Annotated in this window: 15 protein-coding genes; 13 read left to right on the top strand and 2 right to left on the bottom strand. The window is 66.5% G+C overall.

Annotated features, from left to right (window positions below):
• Positions 1 to 128 precede the first annotated feature (128 nt).
• Both ABIC78_RS16035 and ABIC78_RS16030 read right to left on the bottom strand, forming a co-directional pair.
• On the bottom strand, positions 129 to 1,442 hold the full coding sequence (locus tag ABIC78_RS16035) for an NAD(P)/FAD-dependent oxidoreductase (RefSeq protein ID WP_354490770.1): 1,314 nt from the start codon (positions 1,440 to 1,442) through the stop codon (positions 129 to 131).
• Positions 1,442 to 2,782 (bottom strand): glutamine synthetase family protein, encoded by a 1,341-nt coding sequence (locus ABIC78_RS16030; protein ID WP_354490768.1) that lies wholly within the window; start codon positions 2,780 to 2,782, stop codon positions 1,442 to 1,444. The genes ABIC78_RS16035 and ABIC78_RS16030 overlap by 1 nt, the downstream gene beginning before the upstream one ends.
• A gap of 188 nt (positions 2,783 to 2,970) precedes the next feature.
• Here ABIC78_RS16030 and ABIC78_RS16025 point away from each other — a divergent pair, with 188 nt between their 5' ends.
• The 13 genes from ABIC78_RS16025 to rsmA all read left to right on the top strand — a co-directional run bounded on the left by ABIC78_RS16025 (position 2,971) and on the right by rsmA (position 17,187).
• Complete coding sequence (locus ABIC78_RS16025; RefSeq protein ID WP_354490766.1) at positions 2,971 to 4,479, top strand: aldehyde dehydrogenase; 1,509 nt, start codon at positions 2,971 to 2,973, stop codon at positions 4,477 to 4,479.
• A complete protein-coding gene (locus tag ABIC78_RS16020; protein ID WP_354490764.1) occupies positions 4,476 to 5,198 on the top strand; it encodes a gamma-glutamyl-gamma-aminobutyrate hydrolase family protein in 723 nt (240 codons plus the stop codon). Before ABIC78_RS16025 ends, ABIC78_RS16020 begins: the two co-directional genes overlap by 4 nt.
• Before the next feature lie 293 nt (positions 5,199 to 5,491).
• Positions 5,492 to 6,361 (top strand): ABC transporter permease, encoded by an 870-nt coding sequence (locus tag ABIC78_RS16015; protein WP_028658376.1) that lies wholly within the window; start codon positions 5,492 to 5,494, stop codon positions 6,359 to 6,361.
• A complete protein-coding gene (locus ABIC78_RS16010) occupies positions 6,361 to 7,212 on the top strand; it encodes an ABC transporter permease (RefSeq protein WP_062787285.1) in 852 nt (283 codons plus the stop codon). Before ABIC78_RS16015 ends, ABIC78_RS16010 begins: the two co-directional genes overlap by 1 nt.
• A 19-nt stretch (positions 7,213 to 7,231) precedes the next feature.
• A complete protein-coding gene (locus ABIC78_RS16005; protein ID WP_054130778.1) occupies positions 7,232 to 8,347 on the top strand; it encodes an ABC transporter ATP-binding protein in 1,116 nt (371 codons plus the stop codon).
• A gap of 380 nt (positions 8,348 to 8,727) precedes the next feature.
• Positions 8,728 to 9,078 (top strand): DUF3147 family protein, encoded by a 351-nt coding sequence (locus tag ABIC78_RS16000; protein WP_022678247.1) that lies wholly within the window; start codon positions 8,728 to 8,730, stop codon positions 9,076 to 9,078.
• Between the two features lie 28 nt (positions 9,079 to 9,106).
• Positions 9,107 to 9,637 carry a nuclear transport factor 2 family protein gene (locus tag ABIC78_RS15995; RefSeq protein WP_171797774.1) on the top strand — a complete coding sequence of 177 codons (531 nt, stop codon included), beginning with the start codon at positions 9,107 to 9,109 and terminating at the stop codon, positions 9,635 to 9,637.
• A 103-nt stretch (positions 9,638 to 9,740) separates the two neighbouring features.
• Positions 9,741 to 11,084 carry an NAD(P)/FAD-dependent oxidoreductase gene (locus ABIC78_RS15990; protein ID WP_354490760.1) on the top strand — a complete coding sequence of 448 codons (1,344 nt, stop codon included), beginning with the start codon at positions 9,741 to 9,743 and terminating at the stop codon, positions 11,082 to 11,084.
• A gap of 26 nt (positions 11,085 to 11,110) precedes the next feature.
• Entirely contained in the window at positions 11,111 to 12,454 is a 1,344-nt protein-coding gene (locus tag ABIC78_RS15985) for a glutamine synthetase family protein (RefSeq protein ID WP_022678250.1), read from the top strand.
• Between the two features lie 53 nt (positions 12,455 to 12,507).
• Positions 12,508 to 13,575 carry a polyamine ABC transporter substrate-binding protein gene (locus tag ABIC78_RS15980; RefSeq protein WP_062787271.1) on the top strand — a complete coding sequence of 356 codons (1,068 nt, stop codon included), beginning with the start codon at positions 12,508 to 12,510 and terminating at the stop codon, positions 13,573 to 13,575.
• A gap of 246 nt (positions 13,576 to 13,821) precedes the next feature.
• Positions 13,822 to 15,180 (top strand): peptidylprolyl isomerase, encoded by a 1,359-nt coding sequence (locus ABIC78_RS15975; RefSeq protein ID WP_043611039.1) that lies wholly within the window; start codon positions 13,822 to 13,824, stop codon positions 15,178 to 15,180.
• Between the two features lie 181 nt (positions 15,181 to 15,361).
• A complete protein-coding gene (gene pdxA, locus ABIC78_RS15970) occupies positions 15,362 to 16,366 on the top strand; it encodes a 4-hydroxythreonine-4-phosphate dehydrogenase PdxA (RefSeq protein ID WP_354490757.1) in 1,005 nt (334 codons plus the stop codon).
• On the top strand, positions 16,333 to 17,187 hold the full coding sequence (gene rsmA / locus ABIC78_RS15965; RefSeq protein ID WP_354490755.1) for a 16S rRNA (adenine(1518)-N(6)/adenine(1519)-N(6))-dimethyltransferase RsmA: 855 nt from the start codon (positions 16,333 to 16,335) through the stop codon (positions 17,185 to 17,187). Before pdxA ends, rsmA begins: the two co-directional genes overlap by 34 nt.
• Positions 17,188 to 17,204 lie beyond the last annotated feature (17 nt).

Below are 17,204 nucleotides of genomic sequence, written 5' to 3'. Positions count from 1 at the left end.
TCGAAGGCGCTCGGCCGGACAGGACCGCCACCAACCAGGCAATAGTGCACGATCGACCCGCAAAGGTCCATCGATTCAGCCACCGATTCAGGCATCAATTCAAGCGCAACGCCGGCCATATGCGCGGCTCACACCCCCAGCCGATCGCGCAGCGTGTACCACAGCGATCCCAGGGTGGAGAGCGGCGCACGAAAGCGCTGCCCGCCGGGAAACGGCGGATGCGGCAGATCGGCAAACACGTCAAAGCGCGCATGCTGCCCGGAGATCGCCTCGCCCAGCAGGCGGCCCAGCAATTGCGTGGTCGTCACGCCGTGGCCGCTGTCACCATGCGAATACAACACCTTGGGCGAAAGCCGGCCGATCTGCGGCATGCGGCTCAGCGTCATGGCAAAGGTGCCGCTCCACGCGAACTCCAGCTTCACGTCCTTGAGCTGCGGAAAGGTCTTGATCAGACCGGGGCGGATCTTGGCTTCCACGCTGGCCGGGTCCTGCCCGCCATAGACGATGCCGCCGCCATAGAGCAGGCGCCCGTCGGCCGTGCGGCGGAAATAGTCGAGGATGTAGTTGGCATCCTCCACGCAGGCATTGCTGGGCAAGAGCTGCGCGGCCAGCTCGCCCAGCGGCTCGGTCGTCACCACCTGGCTCGACACCGGCATGATCTGCCCCGATAGCCAGGGCAGCGTCTTGCCGAGATAGGCATTGCCGCACACCACCAGGGTATCCGCGATCACTTCGCCTTGCGCGGTGACCACGCGCGGGCGCGGGCCGCTGTCGTCCACCTGGATCACGCGGCTGTGTTCGAACAGACGGCCGCCCAGCTGCTCGAACGCGGTGGCTTCGCCCAGCAGATAGTTCAGCGGATGGAAATGCCCCCGCAGCGGATCGAGAATGCCGCCGACATAGCGATCGCTCTGGACATGGGCGCGCAGGGCCTCGCGGTCGAGCACGGTGATCCCGGCATGGCCATGCGCGGCCCAGACCCGCTGCTCGTCCTCCAGCGCGCGCATCTGCTTGGCGGTCAGCGCCACGCCCAGCCCGCCATCGACCAGATCGCAGGCAATGCCATAGCGCGCGACGCGGTCGCGGATGATCGCGGCGCCTTCCAGCGCCACTGCGCCCAGCGCGCGCGCCACGGCTGGGCCGTGCCGCGCCTCCAGCACGTCAAGCCCGCGCGAATAGCCGTTGATCAGCTGGCCGCCATTGCGGCCCGATGCGCCCCAGCCCACGCGCTCGCTTTCCAGCACGATCACGTCGATGCCCTTTTCGGCCAGCTCCAGCGCCACCGAAAGGCCGGTGAACCCGGCCCCGATCACGCAGACCGTGGCACGCTGCGCGCCCTGCAATACCGGCCGCTGCGGCGCCGGGTTGGCGCTGGCGGCATACCAGGTGGGCATCCCGGCATAGGGCGCCGCCTGGTGCAGGCCCGGCACCGCCATGTCCATCACAGCAATCCCAGGTAGGTATCGTATTCAAAGCGGTCGATCTGGCCCAGGAACGCGGCGCGGTCCTGCTGCTTGCAGGCCAGGAAGATATCGCGGAAGCGCGCGCCGAACATGCCCGCCGCGCGTTCAGAGGCCGCAAAGGCAGCCTGCGCCGCGCCCCATTCCACCGGCAGCGGCGCGCCGGCGCCGGGATGCAGCGGGTCTTGCGCCGAAGGCGGCATCACCGCGTCCTCGATCCCCTGCAGCATCGCACCCAGCATGGCCGCCATGGCCACGTGCGGGTTCACGTCTGCCCCGGAAATGCGATGCTCGATCCGCGTGGCCTTGGCATCGCCCACGATCACCCGCACCGCGGCCGAGCGGTCATCGATGCCCCAGCTGGCCGAGACCGGCGCATGGGCATCGGGCCGGAAACGGCGGAACGAGTTGTAGTTGGGCGCAAACGCCAGCATCGTTTCGGGCATCGCCGCCAAGAGGCCGGCCACTGCGTGCAGCAGCATGTCGGCCGGGCCGCCCTCGGGCTTGGCCAGCACGTTCTTGCCCGCTGCATCGTTGAGGCTGGCATGGATATGCATGCCGCTGCCCGAACAATCGCCATAGGGCTTGGCCATGAACGTCGCGCCCAGCCCGTGGTGCGCCGCCAGCGCGCGCACGATGCGCTTCATCAGCACGGTATCGTCGGCCGCGGCCAGTGCATCGGCGCGGTGCAGCAGGTTCAGTTCGTATTGCCCCGGCCCCGCCTCGCTGATCACCGCGTCGGCGGGAATGCCCATGGCGTGGGCCAGCGCCATGATCTCGTCGAACAGTGCGGCATGGGCAGACAGCGCCGTGGTCGAGAGCGTGTCGTTGCGGCGCAGATTGCCATCGGGCGGCACCGGCACGCCGTTTTCCAGGCGATAGAGGTAGAACTCCAGTTCGGTCGCCACCACCGGGGTCAACCCCCGCGCGGCATAGCGCGCCAGCAGGGCCTGCAACATCCCGCGCGGATCGGCCACCACGGGGCCGCCATCCTTGTCGACCATGCCCAGGAACACCTGCGCGCTGTCTTCGCCCAGCCACGGCGCCTTGCTCCAGCGCCCGGTCACCGGCCAGCACAGCCCATCGGGATCGCCCGTGCCAAATGCCAGGCCCGCGCCCGCCACGTCACACCCCCAGGCATCGAGGGCAAAGACCGAAAGCGGCATCGGCAGGCCCTTGGCCGCCAGGGCCACGGCCTTGTCGCGCACCAGCCATTTGCCCTTGGGCGCGCCGTTCACGTCGGTGAGAAAGGCTTCCACCCGGGTCACTTCAGGATGGGCGGCAAGCCAGGCGGCAAAGGACGAGGCGGTTTCTTGTGTCATGGTGTGATCACATATGAAAAGCCCGCCGCCCTGTCCAGCCCGGATCGTCGGATTGCCACGTGCTTTTCCGCTTACAGCCGCTCTTTCGACGCCGGGAAATACACAGGCGGCATGGCTGCCAGACCTTGCACCACGGGCCACAATGACTATTAGTGATCACACATTGCACCAGCCGGATGAACCAGACGATGACCAGTGCCCCGCCCACCCTGCCCAGCCGCCTGCCGGCCCACCACGTGATCGGCGGCGCCAGCGTTGCGGCCGCTTCGGGCGCCACGCTGGACACTGTCAACCCCGGCACTGGCCAGGTCATCGGCACCCTGCCGGCGGGCGATGCCAGCGATATCGACCGCGCCGTGGCCACTGCCCGCCGCCGCTTTGAAAGCGGGCAATGGCGCGACATGAAGCCGGCCCAGCGCAAGAAGCTGATGCTGACGCTGGCCGACAAGCTGGAGGCTGCCGCCGAGGAATTCGCCGTTCTCGAAACCATCGATTCGGGCAAGCCGATCAGCGACACCCGCAATGTCGACGTGCCGCTCGCGCTCGGCACGCTGCGCTTCTATGCCGAGGCGATCGACAAGATCCATGGCGAGGTTGGCCCCACCGGCCCCGACAAGTTCAGCTATGCCGTGCACGATCCGCTGGGCGTGATCGGCGCGATCGTGCCGTGGAACTTCCCCCTGCTCATGGCGATGTGGAAGATCGCGCCGGCCATCGCCATGGGCAATTCGATGGTGGTCAAGCCATCGGAACTGTCCTCACTCACCGCGCTGCGCTTTGCCGAACTCGCGCTCGAGGCCGGCATTCCCGATGGCGTGCTCAATGTCGTCACCGGCACGGGCCAGGACGCCGGCGCCGCGCTGGCGCTGCACCGCGATGTCGACATGATCACGTTCACCGGCTCGGGCCCGGTCGGCCGCCAGCTCATGCGCTATTCGGCCGACAGCAACTTGAAGCGCGTCAGCCTGGAGCTGGGCGGCAAGAGCCCGCACATCGTCTTTGCCGACTATCCCGATCTCGATCGCGCGGCAGCCGCAGCGGCCTGGGGCATCTTCTACAACCAGGGCCAGGTCTGCACCGCCGGATCGCGGCTTTTGGTGCAGCGTTCGATCCACGCGGAATTCGTCGAAAAGGTACTGGCCGTGGCCCGCACCATCCGCCCCGGCGATCCGCTCGATCCGGCGACGCAACTGGGCGCGGTGATCAGTGAAAAGCAGCTGGAAGGCGTGCTCACCCGCATCGCCCGCGCGCAGCAGGAAGGCGCCGCGCTGCGCCTGGGCGGCAGCCGCGCGCGCAGCGAAACCGGCGGGTTCTATCTCGATCCCACCGTGTTCGATGCCGTCAGCAACGCCAGCAGCCTGGCCCAGGAAGAGGTGTTCGGCCCAGTGCTGGCGGTGGTGCCGTTCGATACCCCCGAAGAAGCGCTCGCCCTTGCCAACGACACCGAATATGGCCTTGCCTCGGGCCTGTGGACCGGCTCGATCGATATCGCCCACGCCTTTGCCCGGCGCCTGCGCGCTGGCCTGGTCTGGGTCAACGGTTGGGACGCGTGCGACATCACCATGCCGTTTGGCGGGTTCAAGCAATCCGGCTTTGGCCGCGACCGCAGCCTGCACGCGCTGTTCAAGTATGCCGACATGAAGTCCGTCACCATTTCCACGCCCACGCTGTCCTCGCTCGGAGTGCTGCCGGCATGACGCGGCCGCTGCTGGGCGTTTCGTGCTGCCTGCGTAGCGGCGGGCCAGAACCGGTGCACGGCGTAATCGACCGCTATCTGCGCGCGCCCGCCGCCCACGCCGATTGCGACGTGGTGCTGGTCCCGGCCCTGCCCGGCCTGACCGACTGGGCCGCGCTCGCCGGCCGGCTCGATGGCCTGCTGCTCACCGGCAGCCCCTCCAACATGGAGCCGTGGCGCTATGGCGCCAGCGCCGGTGACGGGCCGTTCGATCCCGCGCGCGATACCACCACGCTGGCGCTGGGCGATGCCATGCTGCGCGCCGGCAAGCCGGTATTCGGCATCTGCCGGGGCTTCCAGGAACTCAACGTGGCGTTCGGCGGCACGCTGCAAACCCTGCCCGGCGATGGCCCGGTCAGGCACCACGCCCCCGATGGCGCCAGCCTGGAAGAGATGTTTGCCCAGACCCACCCGGTCAACCTCACCCCCGGCGGCATCCTGGCCACCGCGCTGGGCGATACGATCACCGTCAATTCCGTGCATTACCAGGCCGTGGCCACGCTGGGCCAGGGCCTGACGGTGGAAGCGGTGGCACCCGATGGACTGGTAGAGGCCTTTTCGGCGCAAGTCGGCGCGGCGCAGGTGCTGGCGGTGCAATGGCACCCGGAATGGGATGCCGATCGCAACCCGGCCTCGGCCTGGTTCTTTGCCCGGCTGGGCCAGGTGCTGCGCGGTGGTTGACGAACGCCGGCGCGGGCGGGCACATTCGCGCCACAGCGATTTGCGATTGACCGGGCCGGTTCCCGCGCATAAGTGTGATCGCAGATAACGGGGTTACCCCGCAATAGCATAAACCCGACGCACACCAAAAAACGGGCGTCACGCAGGCAGGCATGTTCAACCACCCGCTTCGGGCGCCGTCTTGGCGTGTGCCCGCGGCGCCCGGCGGCCCTTCGCGGGGCCGCGCAAACTGGGGAATTGCCACCGATGAGGCCAGGACGCATGAGGCCACGAACCATGGGAACCGCCCGGCGATGAGCAGCGCATCGAACACCAGCAGGCGCGCCTTCTGGGCCGTGCTGACCGCGCCGGCCGCCTGGATCACCCTGTTCTTCGTCGTTCCGCTCAGCGTGATCTGGGCCTACAGCTTTGGCCGCACCCTGGGACTGACCGAAGTGGCCGTGACCGGCACGCTCGACAACTACGTGCGCGTATTCGATCCGGTCTATCTGCTGATCTTTGCCAAGTCGCTGGTCTTTGCCGGGGTGACCACGGCGGTGTGCCTGGTGATCGGCTTTCCCTATGCCCTGGCGATGACCTTTGCCAGCGATCGCGGCAAGATCCTGCTGCTGCTGGGCATCATGCTGCCGTTCTGGACCAACCTGCTGGTGCGCACCTATGCCCTGATGGCGGTGATGCGCACCGAGGGCTACATCAACGACATGTTCGGCCTGTTCGGGTTTGGCCCGGTCGAGATGCTGCACACCAACTTCGCGGTGATCGTCGGCCTGGTCTACGTGCACCTGCCCTTCATCATCCTGCCGCTCTATTCCACGCTCGATCGCATGGACCGCTCGCTGATCGAGGCCAGCCTCGATCTGGGCGCCGGGCACATCGCCACGATCTTCAAGGTCATCGTGCCGATCGCCAAGCCGGGCATCCTCTCGGCAATCATGCTCACGTTCATTCCCGCGCTCGGCTCCTACCTCACGCCCGATCTGCTCGGCGGGCCTGACAGCCAGATGATCGCCAGCGTGATCGAGCGGCAGTTCAAGCGTGCCAACGACTGGCCGTTCGGCGCTGCGCTGTCGTTCATGCTGATGTATCTCACGCTCCTGGCCATGGGCCTGCGCGCGATCCAGGATCGCCGCGCCGCCCGCGCCCGCCCGCAGGGAGACGCCTGATGGCCACTGCCTCCAAGCCGCTCGATAGCAAGCCTGGCCCGCTCGAATACAGTCGCCGCTGGCCGCTGCGCCTGTGGGTGGGCGCGGTGATCCTGTTCCTCTATCTGCCGCTGGCCAGCCTGGTGGTGTTCAGCTTCAACGACAGCCGCCGCACCATCCGCTGGGAGGGCTTCACGCTCGATTGGTACGGCACGATGTGGAACGATTCCGCGCTGATCGATGCCTTTACCAATTCGCTGACCATCGCGTTCATCTCGATGCTGTTCAGCGTGGTGCTCGGCGCGCTCACCGCGATCGCGCTGTGGCGCTTCCGCTTTCCCGGCAAGGGCCTGTTCGATGGCGCGGTAACCCTGCCGATCGTGGTGCCCGAAATCTGCATGGGCGTGGCGATGCTGGTGTTCTTCGGGCAGATCGTGCCTTGGCCGCGCGATCTGGTCTGGCCGTTCGATCTGGGCGCGATCATCATCGCCCATATCACGTTCAGTTTCCCCTTCGTGGCCGTGGTGGTGCGCGCGCGCCTCGCCAGCTTCAACCGCGAGATGGAAGAGGCCGCGCGCGATCTGGGCGCCAGCGAATTGCGCGCGCTGTGGGATGTGCTGCTGCCCCATGTGCGCCCGGCGCTGATCTCGGGCGGGTTGCTCGCCTTCACGCTCAGCCTCGATGATTTCGTGATCACCTTCTTCACCTCGGGGCCAAACACGGTGACCTTCCCGGTCAAGATCTATTCGATGGTGCGCTTCTCCGTCACGCCAGAGGTCAACGCCGCCTCGACCGTGCTCATGCTCATCACCATCGCGCTCACCGCCATCGGCATGAAGCTGCAGGGCCGCGACTTGGCCCAGGGCCACTGATTTCACACAGGACTTTCCCATGACCCAGCCTCTCATCCAGTTCGAGAACGTGACCAAGCGGTTCGGCTCGTTCATCGCGGTGGACGATGTCAGCCTCGATATCCAACGCGGCGAATTCTTCTCGCTGCTCGGCCCATCGGGCTGCGGCAAGACTACGCTGCTGCGCATGCTGGCGGGCCTGGAAACCCCGACCGAAGGCCGCATCCTGATCGACGGCGTGGACATGAGCACCACCCCGCCCAACCGCCGCCCGGTCAACATGGTGTTCCAGTCCTACGCCGTGTTCCCGCACCTCACCGTGGCCGAAAACGTCGCCTATGGCCTCAAGATCGATCGCGTCGCCAAGGACGAGCGCGACGCCCGCGTGGCCGAGGCGCTGCGCCTGGTAAAGCTCGACGAGTTTGGCCACCGCAAGCCCGATCAGCTCTCGGGTGGGCAGCGTCAGCGCGTTGCCCTCGCCCGCGCCCTGGTGAAAAAGCCCAAGGTGCTGCTGCTGGACGAGCCGCTGTCCGCGCTCGATGCCAAGCTGCGCGATGCGATGCGCGCCGAACTGGCGCAGATCCAGCACGATGTCGGCGTCACGTTCGTGATGGTCACCCACGATCAGGACGAGGCGCTGGCCATGGCCAGCCGCTGCGCGCTGATGAACCGGGGCCGCCTGCAGCAGGTGGCCGTGCCGGGCGATCTCTATGAATACCCCGCAAACCGGTTCGTGGCTGATTTCATTGGCACCATCAACATGTTCGAAGGCCGCCTCAGCGTCGACGAGCGGGATCACGCCGCAGTGACCGCACCTGGTCTCGAAGTACCGATCTTCGTCAGCCACGGCGTCACCGGCGCGCCCGACACCCCAGTGTGGGCCGGCATCCGCCCGGAAAAGATCACGATGACTCCGGCCAGCGAAGGCCGCCCGGCCGGCCCCGATGCCTGCCCACAGGCCAACGTGGTGGCCGGCACGATCGTGCGCTCCGCCTACCTCGGCAGCCAGACGCTCTACGATGTGGAAACCGCCAGCGGCGCAACCTTCAAGGTGGCCCGCGCCAACGGCGAACGCTCGCTCGTCTCCGCCCTGCCCGTGGGCGAGGCCGTGTGGCTGAGCTGGAACACCAAGGCCCCGGTCATACTGCTGGGCTGATCGCGGTGTTGGGCTGCATGAGTAGATAGAGATTTATATTTCTATCAACGATATAGGAAAAAGTGTTTCGCGCAGAGGCGCTGAGGCGCAGAGATTTAAGAGCGCCTCTGCGCGAGCCAAATATGTAGGCAATCGCTCAATTTCGGACGTGGCAAGCGCCAACAGGGCAGCGGGACCCCGGATCAAGTCCGGGGTGACGAGGAATTTGAGAGAATATATGTACTTATCGTCACCCCGGACTTGATCCGGGGTCCAGCTTGTTCCATGCGGCAATGGCGGCACAAGCAGCAGCTACCCACCGATCCTCGCCGCTTGCCAGCACCCCATTTGGCCAAGCAGCGCTAGGCAACGCGGCGCGGCTGCCTTAACACCGGCGCACCATGTTGCAGCTTGCTCTCAAGGCCGCCATTTCCGGCGTGCTGATCGCCACCGCCTCCACCCTTGCCAAGCGCTATCCCGGTTTTGGCGCGCTCATTGCGTCGCTCCCGCTGGTGTCGGTGATCGGCATGATCTGGCTGTGGCACGATCGCCCCGATGCCGAAAACATGGCGGCCCATGCCGGGGCCACGTTCTGGTATGTGCTGCCCTCGCTGCCGATGTTCCTGCTGATCCCGGCCCTGCTGCGCCACGGCGCCGGGTTCTGGTCGGCGCTGCTGGCTGGTTGCGCGCTGACCATTGCGCTCTACAGCCTGATGGTCTGGATCGGCCCCCGGCTGGGCCTGCCGCTGTAACGCCGTTTTCGTAAGGAGGGAGCCAACGATGCTACGCCATGCCCTGACCGCCGCCGGCCTTTTCGCCCTGCCGCTGGCCGCCGTGCCCCTGGCCGCTCTGCCAACGCCCGTGCACGCCCAGGAAGCGGTGGTGGCGGTGCCCGATCCCGAAAGCCTGTTCACCAGCCCTGATCCGGTGCTCAACCGCAACAAGCAGGCCGCGCTCCATATCGTCAAAGACCTCTTGGAATGCGGGCATTGGGACAAGGCGGATCAATACCTTACTCCGGCCTATCACCAGCACAACCCGATGGTGCCCTCGGGCCGCGATACCGTGGTCCATTTCTTCACCCAGGTGGTCAAGGTGCAGCCCAAGGCATGCCCGGCGCACATGGCGACCCCGGTCGCCGCGGTCACGGCCGAGGGCGATCGCGTGGTCGTGAGCATGGTGCGCACGCTCAAGGACCCCAAGAATCCGGGCAAGACCTATACCACCACCTGGTTCGACATGTGGCGCTTTGTCGATGGCAAGGCCGATGAACACTGGGATGGCGCCACCCTGGCTGACGCTGCGCCGTAAGATTCGGCGCGCCAGGCCGGTGCATGGCATGCACCGGCCTGGCAGCCAAACCCCCAGCGCGTTCGCTTGTCGCCCCTTGCCGCATGGGGTAGAACCACAGGCAATGTTGACGCCTCGATCCATCGAGCGGGCAGGACCAACCGGCGAGGATGTGCGGGCCTATCCGCCGTCCTATTACGCCGCCACCGCGCCCATGGCCTTTGCTGGCACGGCGCTGGACCAGGATGTGCAGGCCGATGCCTGCATCATCGGCGGGGGCTACACAGGTCTGGGTGCCGCATTGCGGCTGGCAGAGGCCGGGCGATCGGTCGTTCTGCTGGAAAGCGGGCCTGTCGGCTGGGGCGCCTCGGGCCGCAATGGCGGCCAGGTCCACCTTGGCTGGAACAAGGACCAGCACTGGCTGGCGCGCCACCTCGGCAGCGACGGTGCGCGCGAAATGTGGGCCATGGCCCGCCACGCGCGCGACCACCTCGACCGGCTCATCGCGCACGATCCCGACGGTTGCGATTTTCGCGCCGGGCTGATCCACGCCGATCACAAGCCCGGCCTGGTGGCGCAGACCCATGCCGAGGTGCGCTTTCTGCAAGAGGCATATGGCCACGGCGCGCTAACCCCGCTGGGCCGTGACGACATTCGCGCCCTGGTCGGCAGCCAGGCCTATCATGGCGGCAGCCTGGATATGGCCGGCGGCCATCTCCACCCGCTCAAGCTGGCGCTCGCCATGGCGCGCGCTGCCCGCGCGGCGGGGGCAGTGATCCATCCGCACAGCCGTTGCACCGGCATTGCGCCCGATGGCCCGCCGGGCACGGCCCAGGCCTGGCGCGTGACCACGCCCGGCGGCACGGTGCGCGCGGGCCAGGTGCTGGTGGCAACCGGCGGCTATGCCACGGGCCTGGTACCGGAGGTCGATGCCCATGTCCTGCCGATCAACAACTTCATCGCCACCACCGCGCCTCTCGGGCCAGAGCGGGCGGCTGCGCTGATCGCTGGCGGCCAGGCGGTGTCGGATTCGCGCTTCGTGGTCTATTATTTCCGTATCACGCCCGATCACCGCCTGCTGTTCGGCGGCGGAGAACGCTATTCCTGGCGACTGCCGGCCGATATCGCCGCGTTCGTGCGGCCGCATATGCTGCGGGTCTTTCCGCAACTGGCCGATGTGGCGATCGACCATGCCTGGGGCGGCACGCTGTCGATCACCCCGCATCGCCTGCCCCATGCCGCGCAGGTCATGCCCGGCCTGTGGTCGCTCAGCGGGTTTTCCGGGCTGGGCGTGGTGCTGGCGCCGTGGCTGGGTGGCGAAATTGGCGCGACCATGGCCGGGCTGCCCGCGCCCGCGCTCGATCTGGTACGCCGCCTGCCCACGCCCCGCTTTCCCGGAGGCACCTTGCTGCGCTGGCCGACCATGGCCGCCGCGATGACTTTCTTTGCCCTGCGCGACCGTCTCTGAACCCCTTCTTCCAAGCGAGTGATCCCATGACCGAAGCCTTTGCCGAATGGATCCGCGAAAAACGCATCAGCGAGGTCGAGTGCCTCGTCCCCGATATCAATGGCGTGGTGCGCGGCAAGGTGTGGCCGGCCGACAAGTTCATCGCCTCGGTCGGCAACATGAGCCTGCGCCTGCCTTCCTCGGTGTTTTCCGTCACCATCACCGGTGACTACGCCGATACCGACGAGGACGATTTCCTCTATCGCGATCCCGATGTGACGCTGCTGCCCGATATCAATTCGATCTGCGTGGCACCGGGCTTTCGCACCCCCACAGCCTTTGTCGTGGCCGATGCCCTGCACCGCGATGGCAGCGCGTTTGAAGTGGCGCCGCGCCACGTGCTCAAGCGCATGCTGGCCAAATATGCCGCGATGGGCTGGCAGATGGTCGTGGCGCCCGAACTGGAATTCTACCTCACCGAGGTCAATTCCGATCCCGATCTGCCGATCCAGCCGCCGCGCGGGCGCTCGGGGCGCGCGGAAAGCTCGCCCCAGCCCTATGGCCTGGAATCGGTGACCGAATACGAAGACATCATCGAGGAAATCTACGACAATTCGGAAATCGCCTCGCTCCAGCTCGACACCATGATCCACGAAGGCGGCACGGCGCAGCTGGAAATCAACTTCAACCACGGCGATCCCGTGGCGCTGTGCGACCAGGTGGTGATCTTCAAGCGCATCGTGCGCCAGGTCGCGCTCAAGCACGGGGTCTATGCCACGTTCATGGCCAAGCCGATGGAAAGCCAGCCGGGCAGCGCCATGCACCTGCACATTTCGGCGGTGGACGCGGGCGGCAACAACCTGTTCGGCACCGAAAGCGGGCTGACCCCGGAATTCCGCTGGTTCGTCGGCGGGCTGCAACGCTATCTGCCGCAGGTCGTCCCGCTGTTTGCGCCCAACGTCAATTCCTTCCGCCGTATCCGCCCGGCCCACAGCGCGCCGATCAACGTGCAATGGGGCCTCGACAACCGCAGCTGCGGCCTGCGCATTCCCGTGAGTGGACCGCGCAGCACGCGCATCGAAAACCGCCTGCCCGGCGCCGATGCCAATCCCTATATCGCCATCGCCGCCACGCTGGCCTGCGGCTATATCGGCCTTCAGGAAAAGATCGAGCCGCTGCCGCTGATGACCCGCAACGCCTATGACGAGGAGCGCACCCTGCCGCGCAACCTCGATGCCGCACTCAAACAGATGATCGATTGCCAGCCGGTGATCGACCTGTTGGGCGAGCAGTTCATCAAGGCGTTCTACGAGATCAAGCTCAACGAACTGGCCGCCTATGACGAGGTGATCTCGTCATGGGAACGCGATCACCTCTTGCTCAAAGCGTGATCGGGCGCCATCCCCCCGCCGTGTCGTCACGCCGCATGGGAAATTGAACGAAGATGGTCCATTCGCGCCGCATGTTCCTGCGCCAGGCTGGCCTTGCCGGCATTGGCCTGTCGTTTACCGGCGCGCTGGGCGCCTGTTCGCGCGGCAAGCCGGCGCGGTCGCTCAATCTCTACACCTGGGATACCTACATCGGCAAAAACACCGTGGCCGATTTCACCAAGGCCGCTGGCGCTGGCGTGAATATCAGCCTGTTTGCCAACAACGATGAACTCTTCGCCAAGCTGCGCAGCGGCAACCAGGGCTATGACGTGATCGTGCCGTCGAACGACTTTGTCGAGCGCATGCACGCGGCCGGCATGTTGACCGAGCTGGACCACGCCAAGATCCCCAACCTCAAGAACATCGCGCCGCAGTTCCTCGATCCGCCGTTCGATCCCGGCCGCCGCGTCTCGGTGCCCTATACCTGGATCGTCACCGGCATCGGCTATCGCAAGTCCAAGGTCGATGGCGTGCCCGACAGCTGGAAATGGGTGCTCGATTCCGATCGCTACAAGGGGCGCATCGCCCTGCTCGCCGAAGCGAGCGAGCTGTTCGAGATCGGCGCGAAATACCTGGGCCACCCGGCCAATACCAACGATCCCGCCGTGATCGCCCAGGTCAAGGCCATGCTGCTCAAGCAAAAGCCCAATATCGCCGCGTTTCATGACGACAACGGCCAGGACCTGCTGCTGGCGGGCGACGTTGACCTGGTGATCGAATACAATGGCGATATCGCCCAGGTCATGCGCGACGATCCCGACCTGGCCTTCGTCGTGCCGCGCGAAGGCGGCATCCTCGCGAGCGACGGGCTGTGCATTCCCCGCAATGCGCCCAATCCCGATCTGGCCTATGCCTTCATCGATTTCGTGCTGGGCGCCAAGGCCGGGGCCGACATTGCCCGCACCATCCGCTATCCCACGCCCAACCAGGCGGCGCTGGCGCTGATGCCCGATGATTACCGCAACAGCCAGGTGATCTTCCCGCCCGCCGCAGCGCTCGCGGCATGCGAATATTCGCGCTATCGCGGGCAAGAGATGAACAGCCGCTATGAGCAGGCGATGACCCAGGTGCGGGCGGGCTGATTAGGCCCGCCAAATCCCGCCTTTGGCCACGTTTCCCGCAAAGTTTTCCCCCAACCGGCCAATTCCGGCGTTGCATTCCCGGCCGCTTGCCGCCACTCAGCGTGGGTTAAGCCGGGGCAATGCAGGCCCGGGATCGACGCACCATTTCGCATGCAGCCCAATTCGCATGTTGCCTGACAGGAAGTTCGGATCGCCATGAAGTCCATCACCCGGCTGCCCCAGTTCCAGATGCGCCGTGATATTCGTATGGGTCACTGGTGCGGCCGGGCCGCCCTGGCGCTGGGTCTTGCCGCCACGGCCGCCCTGCCGGTGGCCGGCAGCGTGGCCCAGGCGCAAACCGCCGGTGGCGCGCCCGATGCCTCGGGCCAGCTCAACATTCCCGCCAACGTGCAGATCTTTGGCAAGAGCGATCCCAACGTGCGCCGCGCCACCGCAATCGTGAACGGCGAAATCCTCACCGGCACCGATATCGACCAGCGCCTGGCGCTGATCGTCAATGCCAACGGCGGCAAGGTTTCGGCCGAGGAACAGGAGCGCCTGCGCCTGCAGGTGCTGCGCAACCTGATCGACGAAACGCTGCAGATTCAAGAGGCCAAGTCGGCCGGCGTCGACGTGGACGATGACGAAGTCAACCAGACCTATGAACGCGTGGCCCAGCAGAACTTCGGCCAGAACCCGGCCGCGCTCGACAAGTACCTTACCTCGATCGGCTCTTCGGCGGCTTCGCTCAAGCGGCAGATCCGTGGCGAACTGTCGTGGCAGCGCCTGCTGCGCCGCAACGTCCAGCCGTTCATCAACGTGTCTGACGGCGAAGTGCGCGAAATGATGGACCGCCTCAAGGCGGCCAAGGGCACCGAGGAATACCGCATCGGCGAAATCTATCTTTCGGCCAATGATACCAACCGCCAGCAGGTCATGGCCAACGCCAACCAGATCGTTGACCAGCTCAAGAAGGGCGGCAGCTTCGTCGCCTATGCGCGGCAGTATTCCGAAGCCTCCACCGCTGCGGTGGGTGGCGATCTGGGCTGGATCCGCCTGGCCCAGTTGCCGCAGGATCTGGCCAATGTCGCCACGTCGATGCAACCGGGCCAGCTTGCCGGGCCGGTGGAAATTCCCGGCGGCTATTCGATCCTCTATCTGATCGACAAGCGACAGGTGCTGACCGCCGATCCGCGCGACGCCGTGCTCAGCCTCAAGCAGATGTCGCTCAGCTTCCCCAAGGGCACCACGGAAAAGGATGCTGCGGCCAAGGCCGCGACCTTTGCCGCCACCGTCAAGACCATCCACGGCTGCGGCCAGGTCGATGCGGCCGCAGCCGGCATCGGCGCCTCGGTCGTCACCAACGACCAGGTCAAGGCGCGCGACCTGCCCGCCGCGCTGCAGGATTCGATGCTCAAGCTCTCGATCGGCGAGGCGACCCCGCCGTTCGGATCGATCGAAGACGGCGTGCGCGTGCTGGTGCTGTGCGGCCGCGACGATCCCAAGGTGGCCGATGGCCCGAGCTTTGAAGAAATGCAGTCGCAGATGGAAGACGACCGCGTGAACAAGCGCGCCCAGACCTATCTGCGCGACCTGCGCCGCGATGCGGTGATTGAGTATAACTGATTTGTTGGCGCAAAGCCGCCACCACCCCCCGACCCCCTCCTCTCAAGAGGAGGGGGAGGCGAACATGAAGCCCACTCCTCTTTAGAGGAGGGGGTTTGGGGGTGGTGGAAACCACGCACCACGACTGCTTCCAACCCGCAACATCCCACCCCTCCACCCACAAAGCCGATAGCGCCAGCCCATGAACCCCATCGCCATCTCCCAGGGTGATCCTGCCGGCATCGGCCCCGAACTGATCGCGGCCGCGTGGATCTTGCGCGACATGGCGCAGCTGGAGCCGTTCGTGGCCGTGGGCAGCCGCCGCGTGCTGGACCAGGCCGCGCGCCATCGCGGGCTCGACGTGCCAGTGCGCGCCGTGGGCAGCCTGGAAGAGGCGGCCGCGACGTTCGGTTCCGCCCTGCCGGTGCTCGACCTGGGCGATGCTGGCTATACCCCTGGCCAGCCCACCGACGAGGGCGCGATGCTGGCGCTCGAGTCGCTGGACGCCGCCACGCAATTGACCGTGGCGGGCGAAACCTCGGCCCTGGTCACTGCACCGGTATCCAAGAGCCGGCTGGCCAGCGTTGGCTTCAACCACCCTGGGCAAACCGAATTTGTCGGCCAGGCCAGCGGCGTCGCGCCCGAAGACGCGGTGATGATGCTGGCCGGCCCTTCGCTCAAGGTCGTACCAGTCACGGTGCATGTGCCGCTGCACGCCGTGCCCGGCATGATCACCGCCGAGCTGATCACGCGGCGCAGCGCGATTACCGCGCGGGCGCTGGTGCGCGATTTCGGCATCGCCCATCCCCGCCTCGCCGTGGCCGGGCTCAACCCGCATGCCGGCGAGGAAGGCCGCATGGGGCATGAGGACCACAGCTATATCGCCCCCGCCGTTGCCGCGCTCCAGGCCGCCGGCATTGCCGCGCACGGGCCGCTGCCGGCCGACACGATGTTCCATGCCCAGGCCCGCACGACCTACGACGTGGCCATCTGCATGTATCACGATCAGGCGCTGATCCCGTTGAAAGCGCTCGATTTCGATGATGGCGTCAATGTCACGCTGGGGCTGCCGATCATCCGCACCTCACCCGATCACGGCACTGCCTTTGGCATCGCCGGCAGCCGCCAGGCGCGCCCGGGCGCGATGATCGCGGCGATCCGCATGGCCGGGGAATGCGCCGTGCGCCGCGCTGCGGCCGGGGCATGAGCCTGCCCGATCTTCCGCCGTTGCGCGATGTGGTCAACCGCCATGGGTTGCTCGCGTCCAAGGCATTGGGCCAGAACTTCCTGTTCGACGAGCAGTTGCTGGCGCGCATTGCCGCCATTCCCGGCAAGCTCAAGGGCACCAACGTGCTGGAAGTGGGCCCCGGCCCCGGCGGCCTGACCCGTGCCCTGCTGCGCGCCGGCGCCAATGTCACCGCGATCGAGATGGACAAGCGCTGCCTGCCGGCCCTGGCCGAACTGGCAGAGGCCTTTCCCGGCCAGTTGCGCGTGATCGAGGGCGACGCGACCAAGATCGATCCCGCCACCCTGTTCGACGCGCCGTGGCACGTGATCGCCAACCTGCCCTACAATGTCGGCACGATGCTGTTCACCGGCTGGCTTTCGGGGCAGGACTGGCCGCCGCAGTGGCTTTCCCTGACGCTGATGTTCCAGCTGGAAGTGGCAGAGCGCATCGTCGCAGCCGCCGCCAGCGATGCCTATGGCCGGCTGGCGATCCTGTCGCAATGGCGCGCCGCGCCGCGCATTGCCATGAAAGTGCACCGCAGCGCGTTCACCCCGCCGCCCAAGGTCATGTCGGCCGTGGTGCACGTGACCCCCGCGACCATGCCCGAAGGCGTTTCGGCCCGCATGCTGGAACGCGTGACCGAGGCGGCATTTGGCCAGCGCCGCAAGATGCTGCGGCAGTCGCTCAAGGGCGTGCCCGGCGCGCTCGCTGCCCTGGAAACGCTGGGCATCGATCCCTCCCGCCGCGCCGAAACACTGGATGTGGCCGATTTCGTGGCGATTGCCCGCATTCTGTCCTGAACAAACGGAACGAGGAC

Origin of the sequence: Novosphingobium sp. 1529 (assembly GCF_040544855.1) — a bacterium.
GTDB classification, from domain to species: domain Bacteria; phylum Pseudomonadota; class Alphaproteobacteria; order Sphingomonadales; family Sphingomonadaceae; genus Novosphingobium; species Novosphingobium capsulatum.
This window is presented reverse-complemented; position numbering and strand designations above follow the sequence as displayed.